Annotated in this window: 15 protein-coding genes; 4 read left to right on the forward strand and 11 right to left on the reverse strand. The window is 37.4% G+C overall.

The genetic code is table 11. The features are described 5' to 3' along the window. Window positions 1–144 precede the first annotated feature (144 nt). Window positions 145–1,551, reverse strand: coding sequence for an amino acid permease (locus QCD85_RS09290; RefSeq protein WP_273612481.1), 1,407 nt, complete (start codon window positions 1,549–1,551; stop codon window positions 145–147). A 281-nt stretch (window positions 1,552–1,832) separates the two neighbouring features. On the opposite strand from QCD85_RS09290, the gene QCD85_RS09295 reads away from it, so the two are divergent. Continuing rightward, window positions 1,833–2,810 carry an arsenic resistance protein gene (locus tag QCD85_RS09295; protein ID WP_301262394.1) on the forward strand — a complete coding sequence of 326 codons (978 nt, stop codon included), beginning with the start codon at window positions 1,833–1,835 and terminating at the stop codon, window positions 2,808–2,810. A gap of 121 nt (window positions 2,811–2,931) precedes the next feature. Here the strand turns inward: QCD85_RS09295 and QCD85_RS09300 are convergent, their stop codons facing one another. Then, entirely contained in the window at window positions 2,932–3,876 is a 945-nt protein-coding gene (locus QCD85_RS09300) for a tyrosine-type recombinase/integrase (RefSeq protein WP_301262395.1), read from the reverse strand. 249 nt (window positions 3,877–4,125) lie between these two features. Between QCD85_RS09300 and QCD85_RS09305 the strand changes: the two genes are divergently transcribed. Beyond that, window positions 4,126–5,079 carry an alpha/beta hydrolase gene (locus QCD85_RS09305; RefSeq protein WP_274172825.1) on the forward strand — a complete coding sequence of 318 codons (954 nt, stop codon included), beginning with the start codon at window positions 4,126–4,128 and terminating at the stop codon, window positions 5,077–5,079. A gap of 226 nt (window positions 5,080–5,305) precedes the next feature. On the opposite strand, the gene QCD85_RS09310 is transcribed toward QCD85_RS09305, so the two are convergent. From QCD85_RS09310 to QCD85_RS09335, 6 genes are all read right to left on the reverse strand, one after another. Beyond that, on the reverse strand, window positions 5,306–6,892 hold the full coding sequence (locus tag QCD85_RS09310; RefSeq protein ID WP_301262396.1) for a hydantoinase/oxoprolinase family protein: 1,587 nt from the start codon (window positions 6,890–6,892) through the stop codon (window positions 5,306–5,308). Next, window positions 6,885–8,003, reverse strand: a complete 1,119-nt coding sequence (locus QCD85_RS09315; protein WP_301262397.1) for a DUF917 domain-containing protein — start codon at window positions 8,001–8,003, stop codon at window positions 6,885–6,887. The genes QCD85_RS09310 and QCD85_RS09315 overlap by 8 nt, the downstream gene beginning before the upstream one ends. Before the next feature lie 34 nt (window positions 8,004–8,037). Continuing rightward, entirely contained in the window at window positions 8,038–9,345 is a 1,308-nt protein-coding gene (locus QCD85_RS09320) for a purine-cytosine permease family protein (protein WP_301262398.1), read from the reverse strand. A 205-nt stretch (window positions 9,346–9,550) separates the two neighbouring features. Further along, window positions 9,551–11,137, reverse strand: coding sequence for a PucR family transcriptional regulator (locus QCD85_RS09325; RefSeq protein ID WP_301262399.1), 1,587 nt, complete (start codon window positions 11,135–11,137; stop codon window positions 9,551–9,553). Between the two features lie 357 nt (window positions 11,138–11,494). Continuing rightward, window positions 11,495–11,854 carry a hypothetical protein gene (locus tag QCD85_RS09330; protein WP_273612489.1) on the reverse strand — a complete coding sequence of 120 codons (360 nt, stop codon included), beginning with the start codon at window positions 11,852–11,854 and terminating at the stop codon, window positions 11,495–11,497. A gap of 296 nt (window positions 11,855–12,150) precedes the next feature. Continuing rightward, entirely contained in the window at window positions 12,151–12,366 is a 216-nt protein-coding gene (locus QCD85_RS09335; RefSeq protein ID WP_273612490.1) for a hypothetical protein, read from the reverse strand. Between the two features lie 648 nt (window positions 12,367–13,014). Between QCD85_RS09335 and QCD85_RS09340 the strand changes: the two genes are divergently transcribed. After that, on the forward strand, window positions 13,015–13,980 hold the full coding sequence (locus QCD85_RS09340; RefSeq protein ID WP_301262400.1) for an AraC family transcriptional regulator: 966 nt from the start codon (window positions 13,015–13,017) through the stop codon (window positions 13,978–13,980). Window positions 13,981–14,313: 333 nt separating this feature from the next. After that, window positions 14,314–15,216, forward strand: a complete 903-nt coding sequence (locus QCD85_RS09345; protein ID WP_301262401.1) for an SDR family oxidoreductase — start codon at window positions 14,314–14,316, stop codon at window positions 15,214–15,216. A 112-nt stretch (window positions 15,217–15,328) separates the two neighbouring features. On the opposite strand, the gene QCD85_RS09350 is transcribed toward QCD85_RS09345, so the two are convergent. The 3 genes from QCD85_RS09350 to melA form a co-directional block, all read right to left on the reverse strand. Then, entirely contained in the window at window positions 15,329–16,840 is a 1,512-nt protein-coding gene (locus QCD85_RS09350) for a right-handed parallel beta-helix repeat-containing protein (RefSeq protein ID WP_441005614.1), read from the reverse strand. 150 nt (window positions 16,841–16,990) lie between these two features. Beyond that, entirely contained in the window at window positions 16,991–17,947 is a 957-nt protein-coding gene (locus tag QCD85_RS09355) for a carbohydrate kinase family protein (protein ID WP_301262402.1), read from the reverse strand. Window positions 17,948–17,949: 2 nt separating this feature from the next. Then, a complete protein-coding gene (gene melA, locus QCD85_RS09360; protein WP_301262403.1) occupies window positions 17,950–19,251 on the reverse strand; it encodes an alpha-galactosidase in 1,302 nt (433 codons plus the stop codon). Window positions 19,252–19,287 lie beyond the last annotated feature (36 nt).

The following is a 19,287-nucleotide window of genomic DNA, read 5'->3' on the forward strand; positions in this document are numbered from 1 at the left end:
TATATTGCATATTGGATATAATCTCAATACTTTTTAGCCTTATCTGTTGATCAATATCCTGCAATATAAGCAAAAAATCCTCCAAACTGCGATATCAACCACAGTTCAGAGGATTTTGTTTAGAATTGCAATACTGTTATAAGATTAACGATTTTTGCGGTTTGGATTTAGTAGACTATGATTACGTCCATACGCGAAGTAAATCAATAATCCAACAAACAACCAGATAAAGAATACGATCCAGGTCAATGGTGCAAGGCGAGTCATTAAGTATACACAACCTAGCGCACTAATGATTGGAATCCAAGGAACCAATGGCACGCGGAATCCTTTTTTCAGATTAGGATGATTACGACGAAGCACAATAATCCCTAGACTTACTACAGCAAAAGCAAACAATGTACCGATATTGGTCAATTCAGCTAGATCCCCCAATGGGATAAAACCAGCGAAGATAGCGATAATGATACTTGCAATCCATGTTCCTTTAGCTGGAGTCTGCCCTTTGCCACTAATTTTCGAAAAGACTGGAGACAATAGTCCATCACGAGACATCGAGTACAATAGACGACTTTGTCCATACATCATAACAAGCAATACCGTAGTGATCCCTGTAATCGCTCCGAGAGACACAATCCAAGCGAGACCATTCAAGTTCACAAATTCAAAAGCAAATGCGACAGGATCACTAACATTCAACATTTGGTAAGGTACAATCCCTGTCAAAATTAACGAAACAATAATATACAATACAGTACAGATTGCTAACGAAGCAATAATACCGATCGGCAAGTCACGTTGTGGACGCTTAACTTCCTCTGCCGCTGTAGATACTGCATCAAATCCGATATAAGCAAAAAATACTGTTGCTGCCCCTGTCGTTACGCCTGCCATACCGAAAGGCAAGAATGGGTGCCAGTTCTCAGGTTGTACATAAAATACACCTACACCAATAAAGATCAATACAACGATCAATTTGATAGCAACCATAATTCCGTTTGCACGCGCTGCTTCTTTCACTCCGCGTGTTAACAAGAATGCGATAATCAGTGTGATCGCTGAAGCAATCACATCAAAGTACGTCCCTTTTTCCGGACTAAACGCACTGGTCAGCGCATGTGGGAGTTCTAATCCAAATCCTGATAGTAGACTCTGGAAGTATCCAGACCATCCACTAGCTACCGCCGCACTCGCGAAGCCGTATTCCAGAATCAAGTCCCATCCTAGAATCCAAGCAATCACTTCGCCGAAAGCTGTATAACTGTATGTATACGCACTTCCTGAAGCCGGTACAGTTGAAGCAAATTCAGAATAACATAATGCTGCAAACGCACAGATAATACCTGCTAATAGGAAAGATAGTACCAATCCAGGACCTGCATACTTAGCAGCAGCCACCCCTGTTAATACGAAAATCCCTGTTCCAATAATAGCCCCAACTCCGAGCGTCGTTAGATCAAGAGCACCTAATACTCTTTTAAGCCCTTTTTCTTCCGATTCTGCTATAGGTTTACGTCTGAATAAAGAAGTCTGTTCTTTATTACTATTCATACACAAAATCCTTTCACTGTGAGGTATTATGACATTTTTTTATAATATTAAAGGACACCTATAAAAAACTACATAATACTACACTGTGATGCGTTGAATTAATAAATTTATTTACGAATAATCAATAAATTATGAGATAAAAGCTTTCATTGGCTCCAATTTGGAAAAAAGTTTATCCTTTTTTCATGATAAACTATGAAAAACGATCTATTGATCCATCTAACATACAAATAACATCCTCATATATCAAAGTATTGAATAGTAAAGGAGTTATGCAATCTATGATTACACGAGAACAGTTGGAGCAATATCAGATTTGGATTTATATTATTGTGTTAAGTATAGCTGCTATATTAGGATTAAGCGCTCCTACTCTAATATCAGTATTAGATCATCAGATTCTAATTTCTATAGTAATTGCTATCTTAATGTTTGGTATGTTTACCCAAATCCCTTTTTTACAGCTAAAGCAGTCTTTTGGTAATCGACGTTTTATAATGGCTTTGTTAGTCGCTAATTATATTGCTGTACCGATTGTCGTCTGGGGATTATCTCAGTTATTGCCACAGCAAGCGCCTATATTATTAGGAGTATATCTAGTGCTCCTCACGCCATGTATTGATTATGTTATTGTGTTTGCACATCTAGGACGTGGAAATGAAAAAGCAATCTTACTAGCAACCCCTATTCTTTTTATAACTCAAATGATGTTATTACCATTGTATTTGTGGCTATTTATGGGGAAGCAAGTAGCCGACATAGTGAATCCTGCTCCTTTTATTGAATCTTTTCTTATGATTATCGTATTGCCACTTATCCTCGCGATCGGTATTCAACTGTTGGCGAGAAAGGTAGCTTCACGTGGTCAATGGTTAGTAGAAGGATCAGCATGGATACCTGTTCCATTTATGGCGCTCACTCTATTTATAATAGTATCGTCTCAAATAAGTAAGTTATCGATGTATGGTCATATTATTATTTATGTGATTCCGATCTATATCGCTTTTCTATGTCTGATGCCCTGGATAACAAAATGGATTGTGAGATGGTTTCAGTTAGATATTGTCTCCGGACGAGCTGTTATTTTTAGTGCAGGCACACGTAATTCTTTGGTCGTTCTTCCGCTTGCTTTATCTTTGCCGGATCAATGGAGCACTATAGTGGCTGCTATTATTGTGACTCAGACGATGGTGGAGCTGGTTGGTGAACTGATTTATATTCGTATAATTCCTCAATTGGTCTTGCGTGATAGAGTATAATGGGATTTGGCTATCTATACGATGAATGAGAATAGCTATAATGTATGATCTTATCAGGTTGAAATATATGTACAAAAAATAAGGATAGATCGACAGTAACTGTAATCGATCTATCCTTATTTTATTTCATTTCGAAAGGAAGCTGTACATCTAATTTGGAGATCGCTTCTTCTTTCTCTCGATTACTAACATGCGTATAGATAGTCGTCGTCTGGATCGAAGAGTGACCTAGCAATTCTTGCACAGTGCGCAAGTCGGTACCTTGACGCAACAACATAGTGGCAAAGGAATGTCGTAATTTATGACTGGAATACGGAAGCCGTTGTTCAGGTTCGATATGACTTTGAAAACGATCAAATGTATCAGTAGCGATCTGCTGAATATTGCGAATCGATAATCGTGTCCCTTTTTGCGAAATAAATAGAGCAGTCTCTCCATCTCTCCATGGGGCTAATCGTTCTTCGATCGCTTGCTTGAGGATAGTAGCTACTGCATTTGGAACAGGTAACGTACGCCATTTACGCCCTTTTCCCAATACTTGCAAAGTTCCCCGTTCAGGATTGTAATCGTTAAGATTCAGACCATGCACTTCGCCTACCCGTAATCCCATATAAGCCATAAACAAAAAGATGGTCAAATTCCGAGTCCGATATTTCCCTTCTACGGACTGCATAAACTCAGTAATCTTGCTCTCATCCAAGTAAACTGGAGCTTTGTTATGTTCTGTTTTAGCTTTTTTGATCCCAAATGCAGGGTTATGTTCAGCCATTTCAAGTTCTATTAATGCTTTGAAAAAGCAACTAACTGCGGCATGCTTACGGTTTCTTGTAGAATCACTTACCCCACGTGTACGTGCACTACTGAGAAAAGAAAGTACATGTCTTTTTTTCATCTCATCCAGCGGTTTATTCCGAATAGCATGAGAATGGAGAAATTCGTACACATCGCTCAAATAAGACTTCTGTGTATAACGGGTGTAACCTGCATCTTTCATCCAATCGGTAAAAGCTTCAATCTCTTCATGATATATAAAATCCTCTTCTTCAGAGTCGTAATAATTAGCCATCAGACCAAAGTCATCCTTTCCTATACAAGCTTGCTTTCTTCTATTATACAACAGCCTAATAACGGTGTTGTTATTTCTCTATCGGAAATAAAAATACAGAAAAGTGCAGATAATAGCGTTTGAACGTTTCAAAACGGGTAAAATAGAGTATAACTTATATAGAAACAAACAGCGTAAAATTTTATTTTGCAAAATTAATTTAGATACGATTTTAAACAAAATACTTATTTATAAAAAGGAGATTCTACGATGACCGAATTCAAAAAAGTTTATCTTGAACCTGCTGCTCAAAAATTTGCAGATGACAATTCTAAGCCTCCATTTCTACCTGACTTGGGTCCAGAAAAAGGTCGCGAAACAGTAGATGAAGTGCAATCTGGAGAAGTATACAAACCAGAAGTAGATATTGAAGAACTATCTATTGCAGGCGGGCCATCTGGAGAAGTATCGGTTCGTATTTTACGTCCTAAAAATGCTCCTGAAACGTTGCCTGTCTTAGTCTATATTCATGGTGCAGGTTGGGTATTCGGTAATTCTCATACTCATGATCGTCTAAGTCGTGAACTGGCAACAGGTGCTGAATTAGCTGTTGTATTCGTTAATTATAGCCTTTCTCCTGAGCATAAATACCCTACAGCGATTGAAGAAATCTATGCTGTTGTGGAATGGATTGCTAAAGAAGGTTCGACTAAAGGTCTGGATGCGTCCAAACTATATGTAGGTGGCGATAGTGTTGGTGGTAATATGACTGCGGCGATTACATTAATGTCTAAAGAACGCAGCGGCCCTACTATCCAAAAACAATTGTTATTCTACCCGGTAACAGATGCTTCTTTTGACACTGAATCGTATCAACAATTTGCAGAAGGTTACTTCTTGCAGCGCGATGGTATGAAATGGTTCTGGGATCAATACACTACAGATCCTAACGAACGTGCTCAAATTACAGCCTCCCCTCTTCGTGCAACAACAGAACAATTGAGTGGTCTACCAGAAGCATTGGTAATCACAGGTGAAGCTGATGTACTGCGTGATGAAGGCGAAGCTTACGCTAATAAATTGCGTGAAGCTGGCGTGCCAGTTACAGCTGTTCGTTTCCAGGGAATTATCCATGACTTTGTTATGCTGAATGTATTAGCAGATACTAATGCTAAAAAAGGTGCTATCAAATTAGCAACTACATTCTTGCGTGAAGGATTCTAAGACTTTTCTTTTCGAAAAATATAAATAAAGAGAGACTTTCTTTTAAAAGAAAGTCTCTCTTTTCTTTGTAGAATGTGATGCAAATACATATGCTTAATATAGATAGACATTTAATGTTCAACAGTGATAGTTTTAGATTACTTTCTATAGTTTACATAACTAATATTATGTTAATAAAATATAGAAATATGAATGATACTGATTCAATCTGATTCGATCATTCAGTTTACAAAGTGTTTATCATTTTTTTCATTTGACCTGCTGCTTTGGCTTTGATTCGTACAAACTCTGAAGTTACATACGCCATAGGTAATTCTTCCAAATCAATTAATTCTACAGTAGCTGGATCAGCCCCCGCTATAATCGCTTTTTGAATAGCTTCTTGCTTGGCTTCTTCTAGCACATCTTGACGATGACGTCCTGCCATAGAAAACATTTTATCAATATCACCACTGACTTGCGCTATTGCCGCTCCAAGCGCATTGGCACAACCGGAATGTTCAGGACGAATCACTTCAGAAGCTCCATCCATTTCTCCAGGGATCAGAATAGCTCCACCACCCACTAGAACAACAGGCATATCATGCGCACTTGTTTTGATCTGGTCAACCGCAATCTGAATTTTACTATTAATGATATCTATCGCCTGTTGCCATACTTGCTCAGGGATCTGGGCTAACCGAGTACGATCACAATCAGGATGGTCTATCTTTGCCTTTCCTGAAGCTAGCAAACAATCTGTTGCAGTTAACGTATTCCCACCAAAAGCGATACTTTCACGCACAATATGATAACCCACACTATCTGGTCCTACAGTAATACCATTTTTAGTCTGACGAACAATACTTCCTCCTCCAATACCAATTGAAATAATATCAGGCATTCGAAAGTTCGTTCGTACTCCACCTATAGACACCGCTACACTTGATTCGCGCGGGAATCCATTAACTAATATACCGATGTCTGTAGTCGTACCTCCAATATCACAAATAATACACTCTTTTAATCCACTTAATTCTGCTGCTCCGCGAATACTATTGGTTGGGCCGGAACCAATCGTTAAAATAGGATACTTTTTAGCATATTCTAACGTCATCAATGTACCGTCATTTTGAGCAAAAAAGATTTGTGCTTCTATCCCATAACGTTTTAACGCCATTTCTAAACCATTGGATACCGCAGAAGCTACTTGTACTAATGCCGCATTCAATGCAGCTGAATTTTCACGCTCTAACAATCCTAGACTACCGATCTCAGAAGATAAAGTAACTGGAAAATTAGCACCTAATATTTCATAAGCCCATTCTGCAAATTGCTTTTCATATCCAGACAATACGGGTGAAAAGATCGAAGTCACCGCAATTGACTCAATCCCTTTAGCTTGAATATCATACAGTACTTGCTCACACTCAGCACGATCCAATGTGGTCTGAGCCAACGGACGACCATTAGACTCACAACCACCATGAATATAATAGTACGTGTCTCCAGCGGCGTCTCGTAACGATTGATCCCATGTGAACATCGGTTCGACAGATGTTCCAGCAGGCAAGCAAATACGTACACAAGCGATTTTGGCTAAACGATTGCGTTCGATAATCGCGTTGGTTGCATGAGTCGTCCCTAGCATAACAGAAGATATTCGACTAGCCGGAATATCAGTTTCTTGTAATATACGTTCTAACGCTTCATAGATTCCTGATTCTACATCTGAACTGGTAGGTACTTTTACTTTTGCAATTACCTGATGATGTTCATCCAAAATAACAGCATCTGTATTGGTACCCCCAACATCAATCCCAATTTTATACATGTTGTGTACCTCGTCTCTGTTGAATGATCTCAACGGGTTCATAATCGGTATCATAACCAAAGTAACGGGGACCCCATACTTCTAATGCTTCAGGAGTACGCATAATATCCGGTGTCGGGATGGCTAGGCAGATCACCCGAAAGCCATATTTAATACTTTCAGTGGTGATAGGCATTCCTGTTTCTTGATCCAGGAACGTAATTAAGTCAGGAACCATTGCTATAGCTTGACCATCTACTGTTGCAAATAAATTCTCATTTTGAAAATCTACTTTTAACTCTTTTCCTTCATATTCTCCCAAACCCGTAACTAATGCTTTACCCCGTACAAATCCATCCGTAGATTGACGTTCAATATCTGTCACTTTACCGCGAAATACAACGATTGCTTCTCCATAGATCGAATTACGTGTTACTTCTTGAATCGCTTCTATAGGATTACGTTTGGTTTTTTGAGCATGACGAATAGATTGACCAAGTGCCATACATAAAGTCATCGTGCCATGAATAGCTGTTCTTTTGACATCTGCTCCTGTCATCATATATTCAGCTACATGGGCTGCACCACCCATACGTACAGCAATACCACGCGAAATATGTTCTAACATATAATTATCTAACGTCTCTAACAGTACCCGATCACCACGTTCATTGTGTAATACCATCGGGGTACCACTAATACCATAGATATGGAATGTTTCCATTTGCAATTCAGGAAAAGCACGTCCCATACCATCTCCATCCACTAAAGGAATGCCTGCTTTGGATGCCACTACAAATGGAACTGTTGAATTTAATCCTCCACATTCAATAGGCATTGTGGCATAAGCGCTAATCCCTGTTTGTTTTTCTAACATACGCATTGACTTGAGCGCTTCGTCTCCATTCGGAATCTTTTCCATCATGATTGTTGGAGCACCCATCATAGCGGTTGGAATCACCCATGCTTCATCAGGAACCTCTGTAACATCTATCATCTGAATCGGACCATTGTCACGAATACATTTCTGAACCATTAACTTGCCCAGATAAGGATCACCCCCACCACCAGTTCCCAGTAACGCTGCTCCAATAGCCAAATCTTCTATATCTTCTTCATCTATCCATCTCATATGCAGTAAAACCTCCTTAGATGTTATATACGGATTACTCGCTTTTGCTAAAATTGATCACCTTTTGGGGAACCATAACTTTCATTCCTATATAATAAAATAGAGAGCTCACTATAATAGAAGTTAATGCTTGTACACCCCAGGTAATCAATAGACCTGAGGCAAATCCAATGATCCATGCAAAAATAGCTATCCAATTAATCTTTTCGCAATATTCTGGCAATGTACCTTTTGCACGACTAGCATCCAATTCACTGCGATAACGTTTGAGTATAAAATAATCAATCGCCATAATCCCTGCAATCGGTGGAATAGCCACGCCTAAAATAGTCAGAAACGTAATAAATTTATCCAAGATACCCATAATTGAAAGAACGGTACCTATCACCCCTAAGATCAATGTAAGCACACCGCGATTCATTTGTACTTTGAAAATAGTACTTAAAAAATTGGTGATTCCGAGCGATGAAGAGTATAAATTAATATCATTAATTTTGATTGTAGCAAAAGCAACAATCGCTCCACCCATCAGACCAGTTAATTGCATAACAATTGCCATCACATCTGAACTTCCGATAGCATGTGCCATTAATACGGCAATCAGATTGACTCCTAGTTCGCCCAAAAATGTACCTATCACCGTAATCCAGATTACATCTTTAGTGGATTTAGCAAATCTCGTCATATCAGGTGTGGTTACACATCCAACAATAAATCCACCTGCTACCATCGTGGTCGCTGCTCCAATTGTTAATAAAGGACCGGGAGGTTCCATCGTTGCTAATGTAGCTAATGAATGATTTTTGAGTACTTGATATACTCCAATCCCCATAACAATTAGAAAAAGAGGAACTGTAATTTTGGCAGTCCATGTAATCCATTTGAACCCGAAATATACGAGTAAAGTAGTCGCTAATCCTGTAATAATAGAAGCTATTACAAAACCAAGCTTACCTCCGGTAACGGCGTCTATTCCTTCTGCAAAAACAGAATTCTGTACACCAAACCAACCTGTTAAAGAGATAGCAAATACTAATCCAATAATGCTTGATCCATAACGTCCAAACCCTGACCATCGTGCCAATAAGCTTGTCGACATGCCCTCTTTTGCACCCGCAATTCCAAGAACACAAGCAACCACTTGCAAAATAATGCTACCGAACATCGTTGCTAAAAAAGCATCCCATAACGTCATTCCATAACCTAATGCCGCTCCAAGCAGAAATTGTGAGATACATGTGAGTGCTCCGATCCGAACCAACAAAATGCTAAACATAGATTGGCGTTGATCCTGGGGCACACGGGATAATGAGTAATCATCTATTGCTTCACTTTGACTCATATTGAAACCCCCTTTATCCGGTAACTTCCGGGTATTCTCATATCTTAATGTATTCATTCTCTATTGCGAATAATGAGGTTCACCAAAATAATGCTTATTTTATTGTTCAACTGACCAATTTGGTATATATATGACAAAAAAACTACCACAATTGCGGTAGTTTTTATAATTTATTTATTTTATTTATAGTCAAATCATCTTTTGTTTACATTTTATAAAGTAAAATAGCGAGCTCAAATTGTAAGCGATATGGATTCTCAAAAGGATTTACTTGTAAAATTTCTATAATACGTTGTTTCCGATAATTTAGCGTATTACGGTGAATATGCAAAATATCTGGTAATTCTTGTTGGTCAGGATAAAATAAAAAGTATTCCAATGTAATCAAAAAATCAGCATTTACTTTACAATCATATTCTACCAAAGGTTCTAATAAGCGTGTTAGTGAATCGAACATATTCTGTATATTTTCAGAACGTATCAGAGTGAATAAAGGCAAATAAGGAGCATATAGTATATAAGGTAAAGCCGGCATTTTTTCTTTAAAATGCAAAATATGGCGTAATTCTTTGTACAAAGATACTCCTTCTTCCAAAATACTTTTTTGTGCTTGATGATAGGCTATATAAAGAGGAACCGAACTTGATTGACGCCATTTCTGAAATAACTGATAGTATTGTTCTTGAAATTGCTTGTGATCTGTACATCGAGGTAATAGCAAAATACACTGATATCCGTCAGGAATAATCATCACACCATGTTGTTTAGAAGAAGCGTAATTACGTTCTATTTCATATATAAGCATATGATGATCTGTATGATCAACAGCAGCGACTACAGCAATACCACCCATTTGTGATAGATCGTATCCTGTTTCTTTGCTATTTTTTTCGAGATGTCCCGGAGAAATATCTTGTCCATTTAACCAGTTAATAATCATCGTTTGCTGATAGCTTTTGGTCACATTTTGAATAGCTTCTTCTTGTGAGAAATATAAAGCTAGACTAACTGCTACAGAATGATACAGCATCTCTTTAAAAGGTGGTAATCTTTCTTGGCTTAATACACATAAATAACCATATACTTTATGAGTTGAATAAATCGTTTCTACGATATGGGTATACTGTTCTGTTTCGGAAAGTACAAAAGAATTGGAAGAATGGGCTGATTGTTGTTGGCGTGCAAAAGCTGATTCTAGCGCAGATTGAAGTTCTTTTTCGCTATAAAATAAATCTGTGTGATAACTCGCTAATTGTTTGAAATTATTATCAAGTAATAGCAAAGAGTCGTCTAAAATTTCACCGATATTGTAAATAATCGTATGATAATCGAATTGGAGCGCTAACCATTCAGTCAAACGATTTTGAATTTCGAGCATTTGTTTAATTTCTTGTGAACGATTTTTTTGAATTTCTTGAACAACAGGAGAAATAATATCAATATAAGGTACATCACGAGGAATCTCGATAATAGGAATTTGTAATTCATCAGCACGTTGAAGCACTTTTTCAGAGAGCTCTCGATAATGTAATCCTGGATAGCAAAGCGCTAGCGCAGACGCATGAGTATGCTTCATTTTCTCTAATAAAGCAAGCTGCAATTGTTCATCATCTTTAATATGATAAAAAGCAGTAATAATAAGTTCATTCCCTTTAAACCATTCTTCGGCATCTGGTATTTCAAGCACAGTGACATGTTCAATAGGATTACGTATACCGCTTTGCCCGGCAATTATTGTTGCACGAGTTAAAGCTCCTACAGTCATCGCTTCTTCTACTGTAATATGACTCACAACAATCACCTCTTTCATAACAACTTCCCTTTATCATTAAGCTTGTGGTCTATTATATGATGTTATCGCAAAAATAGGCATGGTAATTCTCTCCATTTCGGTAGTGAAGTATAAAGAATTTATTTATAAATATAGATATTTTACATATGGATATGATACGTATTGATTTGTTATTTCAAAATAAACTTGCATGTATTATTTTAATTAATAACGTAAATACGATTTTTATAATATTTTATAAATTAACATAATAATAATTATGTAAACTATTAATTACAAAAAAAGAGAATGTCTATACTTCACATTCTCCTACTACATTATAAATGAAATTTTGTGGTCGCATGTTATATTTACTACTTACTTTCCACCGGCTTGACGAGAATTGTAAAATTCTACTGCTTTTTGAATCAACTGTTGCATCGAACCGAAAGAAGTACTTTCTTTCACCTGATTATCTAGTTGACCTTGCGGTACTTCTTTTACTTTATCTGCTGAATCTGTAGGAGATCCAACGCCTGCTTTTTGCAACAGTTCTCCAATCGATTGAAATGGAGTATGCTTTTGCATAAATTCAGGAGTAAGTAATTTGTCCAATGGAAGTTTTTGTACAATTTGATCTAATGGTAAATTTTTAGCTATTTCCATCAAACCACCTGGTGTTTTTGCTTTTTCAATCATTCCTTTAAGATCGCCCATTCCACCTAAATTAAATCCCATAATTATATCCTCCTTTAAAAATATCATTTGATTAGCTTTTCAGCTAGATTGTATACATGTGTAAAAACAGACAATAATGAAGTATGTCTTCTTGCTTATTACCCTAATCTATAGCTTGTGATTGGTGAATCATATGAAGTGCAGTAATATGTAAAATAGCAATATCTCTATTAGTTTACGTATTATTTATTATGTAAACTAATATGCAAAAAACAAAAGCTAATAGAGACAGCTAAATAAATAACGTTTATGTGTATAAGATTTCGCATTTCCTGTTATTCATTTAGTTGTAATGATTATATAATTTCCAAAACGCGCTCCCATGAGTTCAAATACTCCAATTCTTCTTCTACTCGTTGCTTTTCTTCCGAATCCATATCTTCTTGATTACTGAACTCTTCTACCTCTGCAAATTCATTATTCATCAAAGGGGTAAATAACCAGATGATTTTATCCGATATCTCTTGTTGTTGATCGTTATATTGATTCTCTGCATTATAGATATGACTCATTGTCTATCCATCTCCTTCTGCACGCTTTATATTTATGTCGACACAAAACAACATTCTTATAAGAAGATCCAGCAAAATAGTTTTTTTCTTTTTTATATCATAATACAATCCTCTCTTTTTCAAATCGGCTCAGAGGATGAATTATGAACTACAAAATATCATCCTCTAGATGGAGTTAATTTTTGCAATCTTCTTTGTTAAGATGATCCTAACAAGAGACAATGAATGTGATTGAAATTAGTCATCTGTAAAGTGTAAATGTAGTTCAGATTATTAGTTTACATAATATTAATTATGGAGTCTTATAAATTTATAGAGTTTTTAGGTATTTCGCATATGGAATTTAATGTTAAATAAAATCAAAAAAGCACGCATTTTAACACACAATAGTGGTCGACTGGATTACTTTTAATAGATTCTAACAAAAACAGCGTATAATTTATATTATACGCTGTTTTTTAAGGGCTATATTATGAAATATTGCCCCATAAATCATAGGTTTATATCGTTCACAAACATTGAGCTTTTCGACCTTCATACCATTTTAAATACAAAAAAATACACATCACTTTAAGAGTATGTATAATAAAGAGTATCACTATACAATAGAATTCGGAATACGTTACACGTAAGGAGTTGAAGATTGATATGAAAATAAAAGACCCAGATACATCTGTTGTATCTTCAGATCTACATACCCATGCACTGGATATAGAAACTTCCAAATTAGCACATGCAATCTCTACTCTTGCACCGCATGAAGGAACAGTAGATTTAAGCAAACATATCCCTGGACTGCATGTCAGTCGTTACTCTTATATCACTCCAGATACTATCAAAACCTTTTTTTCAACTTCTCTGATTATTGTTGCTCAAGGAGCCAAAGCGATTACGATAGAAAATAATATATTCTCTTTCGGCAAATCACATATGATTTTGCTACCAATCGCGTTACCATTAGATATACAGATTACAGAGACTAGTCTTTCTGACCCTTATTTGGGCATTAAATTAGAATTAGACCCACAGAAATTGAGTGAATTGGTATTGAAATTGAGTCCGGCGGGACTTTCTCCAGTACGTCAACAAACGAAAGGGCATATCGCAGATACTGATGTCAGTATGATAAATGCCGCTATTCGCTTATTAGAATGTCTGCAAAATGAAGAAGATCGCACAACGATTGCACCATTGATCTTAGAGGAAATTATGATACGCGTATTACGCAGTCCTATTGGAGTATCTATTGCTGAAACAGGCTTTGGCGAGGTCGAAGTGCAACGAATTGCTAAAGTGATAGATTGGCTTCGAGAGCACTTTTCACAACCGATAAAAGTTGCTGAATTAGCAGAACTAGCTCATATGAGCCCTTCTTCCTTTCATGTACATTTCAAGTCTGTGACTTCAATGAGTCCGTTGCAATACCAAAAAACGTTGCGACTGCATGAAGCGAGACGTCTTATGTTAGCCAATGCATTAGATGCAAATACTGCATGTCGATTGGTCGGATATGTGAGCGATTCGCAATTCAGCCGGGACTATAGTCGATTTTTTGGAAATCCACCAAGTCGAGACATAGCAAGATTAAGACAAAACCCACAAATGGTAGAATGACTTAGCATCTTAACGAATTAACATCTTAATAGTATAAAACCAATAAACAGAAATAATTTCACAACTTCTCTGTAAGGCTAGAAAATAATAATTGCTACTTTTAATGCTCATGGCGTAATAACTGTGAGCATTTTTGTGTTAGTAAAGAAATAGATGGATAAATAGCAGTTGTGAAAGGATTATTTGTAGAAATAGGCAAAAAGTGAAAGGGAATAGACAATGATCGGAATGAAGTAAAAGCTATACTAAATGTAATCTTGTATCAACAAGAAAACAGTTAAAAGATAGCTTTTGTACATCATTATTCTATCTCATTTTAGGAGGAAATTAATTATGCGTGTTTTTGTAACAGGTGCAACTGGATTTATCGGATCAGCTATCGTGCAGGAATTAATCGAAGCCGGACATGAAGTACTTGGTCTTGCTCGTTCAGATGAATCGGCAACCAAACTTACCGAATGGGGAGCTACAGTACAACGTGGTTCTTTAACAGATTTGGAAAGTCTACGACAAGGTGTAGCTACAACAGATGGTGTGATTCATGCTGCATTTATTCATGACTTTTCAGATGTGACCTCTGCCGGAGAAATAGATCGGCTTGCAATTGAAACGATGGGTACTGAACTGGCTGGAACCAATCGACCATTTGTAGTCACATCGGTGATCGGACACCTTGCATCTAATGAGCTCGCTACTGAACATTCTTCTCCAGATCAACATTCGATGACCAAACATCGCTCTGCTTCTGAACAATTAGCTTTATCACTGTCTGCACAAGGTGTACGGGTATCTGTAATTAGACTTCCACCGTCAGTTCATGGTGAGGGAGATAATGACGGGTTTATTCCTACTTTAATTCGTATCGCTCAAAGTAAAGGAGTATCTGCTTATATTGGAGAAGGTCATAATCATTGGCCTGCGGTTCATCGTTTGGATGCCGTACATTTGTATCGCTTAGCTCTCGAAAAAGCTACAACCGGTTCTATGTTACATGCTGTTGGAGAAGAAGGGATTTTATTAAAAGATATCGCGACAATGATTGGTCAACATCTAGAATTACCTGTTATCAGTATCCCTCTTACTGAAGCAAAAGCACATTTTGGCTGGTTGGCTCATTTCACTTCTATTGATATTCCCGCTTCAAGTCAAATGACGCAACAGCAACTGGATTGGACACCTATACACTCTACACTTCTTGCAGACCTAGATAGAGACATTTATTTTAAAACAAAATAATAGTGTGAAAAAGATATAATCATTATTAAAAAAAGCAACTATCCGAATATATTCTTTATATCGGATAGTCGCTTTTTTGCTATTGATACATCATAGGTACTAGGTATACTAATTACTCATCGGCTCCAATATTCACTGCACTGCCAGATACTCGATTTTGTCCGTCAATATCAGCAGTTCCGATAATCGCTGTATCCGTTGATCCTTTATCTACAGCAGGTGAAGTCGTCTGAATATGATAATTATCTGCACTTACATCTACAAACTTAGGATCTGCGAAGATGGAATGAGCATCATTACCTGATCCTGACTTGTAAGCCGCAAATCCATTGTACTCTTTGTTTTTCCAAATCCAAAATGTAGAATCACTACTACCTGAAGCAAAGTACAAATTGTAGTCGACTACGTTGCCTGAATTTTTGGTATATGGATTTGTGATCAAAGCATTCGAAGAACCAGCTACCATAATATTGTTTTTGATAACGTTATTAGAAGTATCGTATTGTACTAATAATTGTCCATTATCGTCACCTAAGGTATCGTTTTTGTACAGCGTGTTATTCACGATTTTGGAGTTAGTGGTTGAACCACGACCTGTATCATATCCACCCATCGCAATACCTGTTAAGCGGTTTTTGTAGACCATATTGCTACGAACTGTAATGTTGTCAGTTGCTTTGCCTGCATGCTCAGAAGCAATTTCGATACCGATATCGTTATTGTAACTGTAGTTACGCTCAATGATTGTATCTTTTCCACCATCTACATAAATACCATCTGCAGAATTGGTATTATTCGGTACAGGGCCATAAGATACATTATTATTAGACGTAATATTATACACTTTATTACCTTGAATCAATCCATTACGAGCTTGATCGTAAGCAACAGTTGGAGACTTGCCTTCGAACCCAATCACATCAATCCCAATGTTGTCGGCATCATGGATCGTATTATTGAGAATTGAAAATGTATCGACATTCCCGTTTACAACTAATGCTTCACTTGTACCCAATACTAAATTATACAATTCATTTCCGCTAATTGTCAGATTATTGATGGAAGCTGGAGCTTGGGTTCCATAGACAGCGATACCATGAGCATCTCGTCCTAACCAGATGTCTCCACTTGATGTAGAGGTAGGTGTTGCTGTACTTTTGATATCATGGATCTTATTATTGAGGATCTTAATATTGCTTCCTTTGCCATGAACATAGATACCAATTGGTAGCAAATCTTTAGTCGCTGTTTTATAATTGCTAAGTTCTAACCCTTGAATAGTAATGTAATCGGCATTTTGAATATCAATTAATCCTTCTAATCCTGTAACACTTAATCCCGTTCCATCAATGATAGGTTTTTCAGAAGCATAGTTGCTAAAAGTGATCGCTCCTGTAGAAGAGCCTGATTTAGTAATTTTCAGCTTCTGATTATACGTACCTCCACGAATATAAACAGTACTTCCCGCTGTAGCTACATCCGCGGCGTGTTGTAGTGTTTTCCATGGAGCACTCAATGTTCCTGCATTAGAATCATTACCACTGGTGGATACATAATATTGTGTTTCTGCGGCTACTGCTTGAGAAGTATTCCACTGAATACCTGTAGTCATTAACAACACCATACTTGCGCCTAGCACTACTTTTTTGATGGACTTGAACACTTCATCATCATCTCCTCTGAAATAGTGAATTGAGATACATTAACGTTGTTGCTTACCCCTTGTATAGCAGCATAAGTATTACAAGCTCACCCCCTTTAAAAAATAAACACATTAAGAATGACTCATCTGTATATGGTCTATCTGTTGTAAAGTTGGTAAAGCTCCTGTACCACCTACGCCTTGAGTAGATAAAGCACCACAAGCATTGGCGAATTCTAACAAAGTGGCTCTTCGATAGCCTTGCAAATATCCATAAATGATCCCAGCATTGAAGCAGTCTCCTGCTCCTGTCGTATCAATAGGCGTTACAGGATAAGAGCGAATCGTAATTGGTTGCTTGGTTGCATCAACAAGCAAAGAGCCTTGAGAACCTAATTTTACGATCACATTTCCTACAAGATTAGGTAATTGCGTAATAACCTTTTCCATATGTGACGTGTTATAAATATGCAAAATCTCTTCTTCACTTGGAATAAACAAGTTAGTGTATGTTAACAATTGTTCGATTCCTGAACGATCCCATAGATTACGAATATCCCAACCAGTATCAAAAGAAGTGCTTACGCCTAGTCGCTGTGCCTGTGCAAACAAGGTTGACCAATGTTCTCTCATCTGATCTTGTAGATAGTAGGAACCGAAGTGTAGATGGTCAGCCTCACGAAGTAATGATTCAGTTACCATATCAGGTGTAACACACGGAATACTTCCCGGATAGGTGACAAGACCCCGATCAGATGAAGTGGAAAATGATAATGTGACTCCTGTTTTGATATCGGAACGTATGTGAATATGGTCTGTATTTACACCCATTCGCTGTAATTCTTGTATACAAAACTCTCCAAAATAATCTGCTCCCACTACACTTACAAATTTCACTTCAACGCCCAGACTAACAAGTGCACAAGCCGTAATCGCTGAAGATGACCCCAAAACGATTTCGAATTGATTGGCTACCTTTTCTCGATTCCATTCGGGTACAATATCTTCTCCAGTTAGAATCATATCGACATTCAATTCACCAACGACAACAATACTAGCAACAGGTGTATGTGATGCTTGAGTATTCATCATTATTTCATATTCGGGATAAATTCCCGTTCCACTTCATATAATTCATCAAACATATTTCTAATTTCTTCAAGTGAACATACGGCTGCTGTTAATGGATCAGACATTAATGCATGACGTGCCATTTCTTTATCATTACCGAGTACAGCACCTACAGCTAGTTCAAAAAATGCCATATTCGAGCGACACAACGCAGCTAAATGTTCTGGTAGACTACCGAACTGACAAGGGTTAATTCCATTACCATCAATCATACAAGCTACTTCGACAACACCATTTTGCGGTAAATTATGAATAAGCCCTTGATTAGGTACATTACCATAGATCACTTTAGGTTCGTTTTTTAGCATCGCTTCTATAATAACTGCGGCATACTCATTACTATTTTTCAATTCGATAGGTAAAGTACCTTCTAATTGTTGCAAGATGCGCTCATCATTTTCTTTTCTCCAGATAGGCCAGTTGTCTGCATAAAATCCTGTTGCACCGTTATATCCTGTATTACAATGCTGATCTATTAACTCCTGACGTTTACGATAATAAGGAATATATTCAGAAAAGTGTCCGCTGGATTCCGATACAAAAGCACCTAAATACTTCATTGCGTCTAAGCGTACAGGATCTTGACGCAGTAACTCTTCGTCTTTTATTTTTTCCAGTAATACAGGGTACAAGTCTTGACCTTTATGCTTAAGTTCAACGAACCATGACATATGGTTAATACCACCTGCTCGCCATTCTAATTCGTTGTAAGGTACACCTGCATACTCTGCTAATTGACTGGATGTGTTCTGAATCGAGTGACACAGACCGACTACCGGAAGTTCTGTAATCCGTGAAGTCAGTAAGGTGACTGCTGACATCGGATTCGTATAATTTAAAATGGTAGCCTGAGGAGCAAGGTCTTCAATATCTCTTACAATGTCAATCCAGCTTGGGAGCGTCCGCAACGTTTTGAACAAACCGCCTGGTCCAAGCGTATCTCCTATACACTGATTTACATTATATTTAAGAGGAATTTCATACTCGTACCTTACATTTTGTAGTCCACCGACTTCAATCTGATTAATAACAAATTGAGAGCCGCCAATGACTTCACGCCGATCTGTAGACGCAATAACTTTCCAACGATCGCCTGTCATTTCGACCAACTTTTCGACCATACGACGAGCAATGTCTAGACGCTTTGCATCAAGATCGACCAAAGCGATCGTGCCTCCATCGATTCCTTCAATTTTTAGAATATCTGTAGTGATATCTTGTGTAAAAGCACTACCTGCACCAATAATAGATATTTTTGTCATTATAATTCTTCCTCTCTGCATGTTTATGATGATGGA

The organism is Paenibacillus sp. PsM32, from assembly GCF_030433815.1.
In the GTDB taxonomy this organism is placed as follows: domain Bacteria; phylum Bacillota; class Bacilli; order Paenibacillales; family Paenibacillaceae; genus Saccharibacillus; species Saccharibacillus kyungheensis.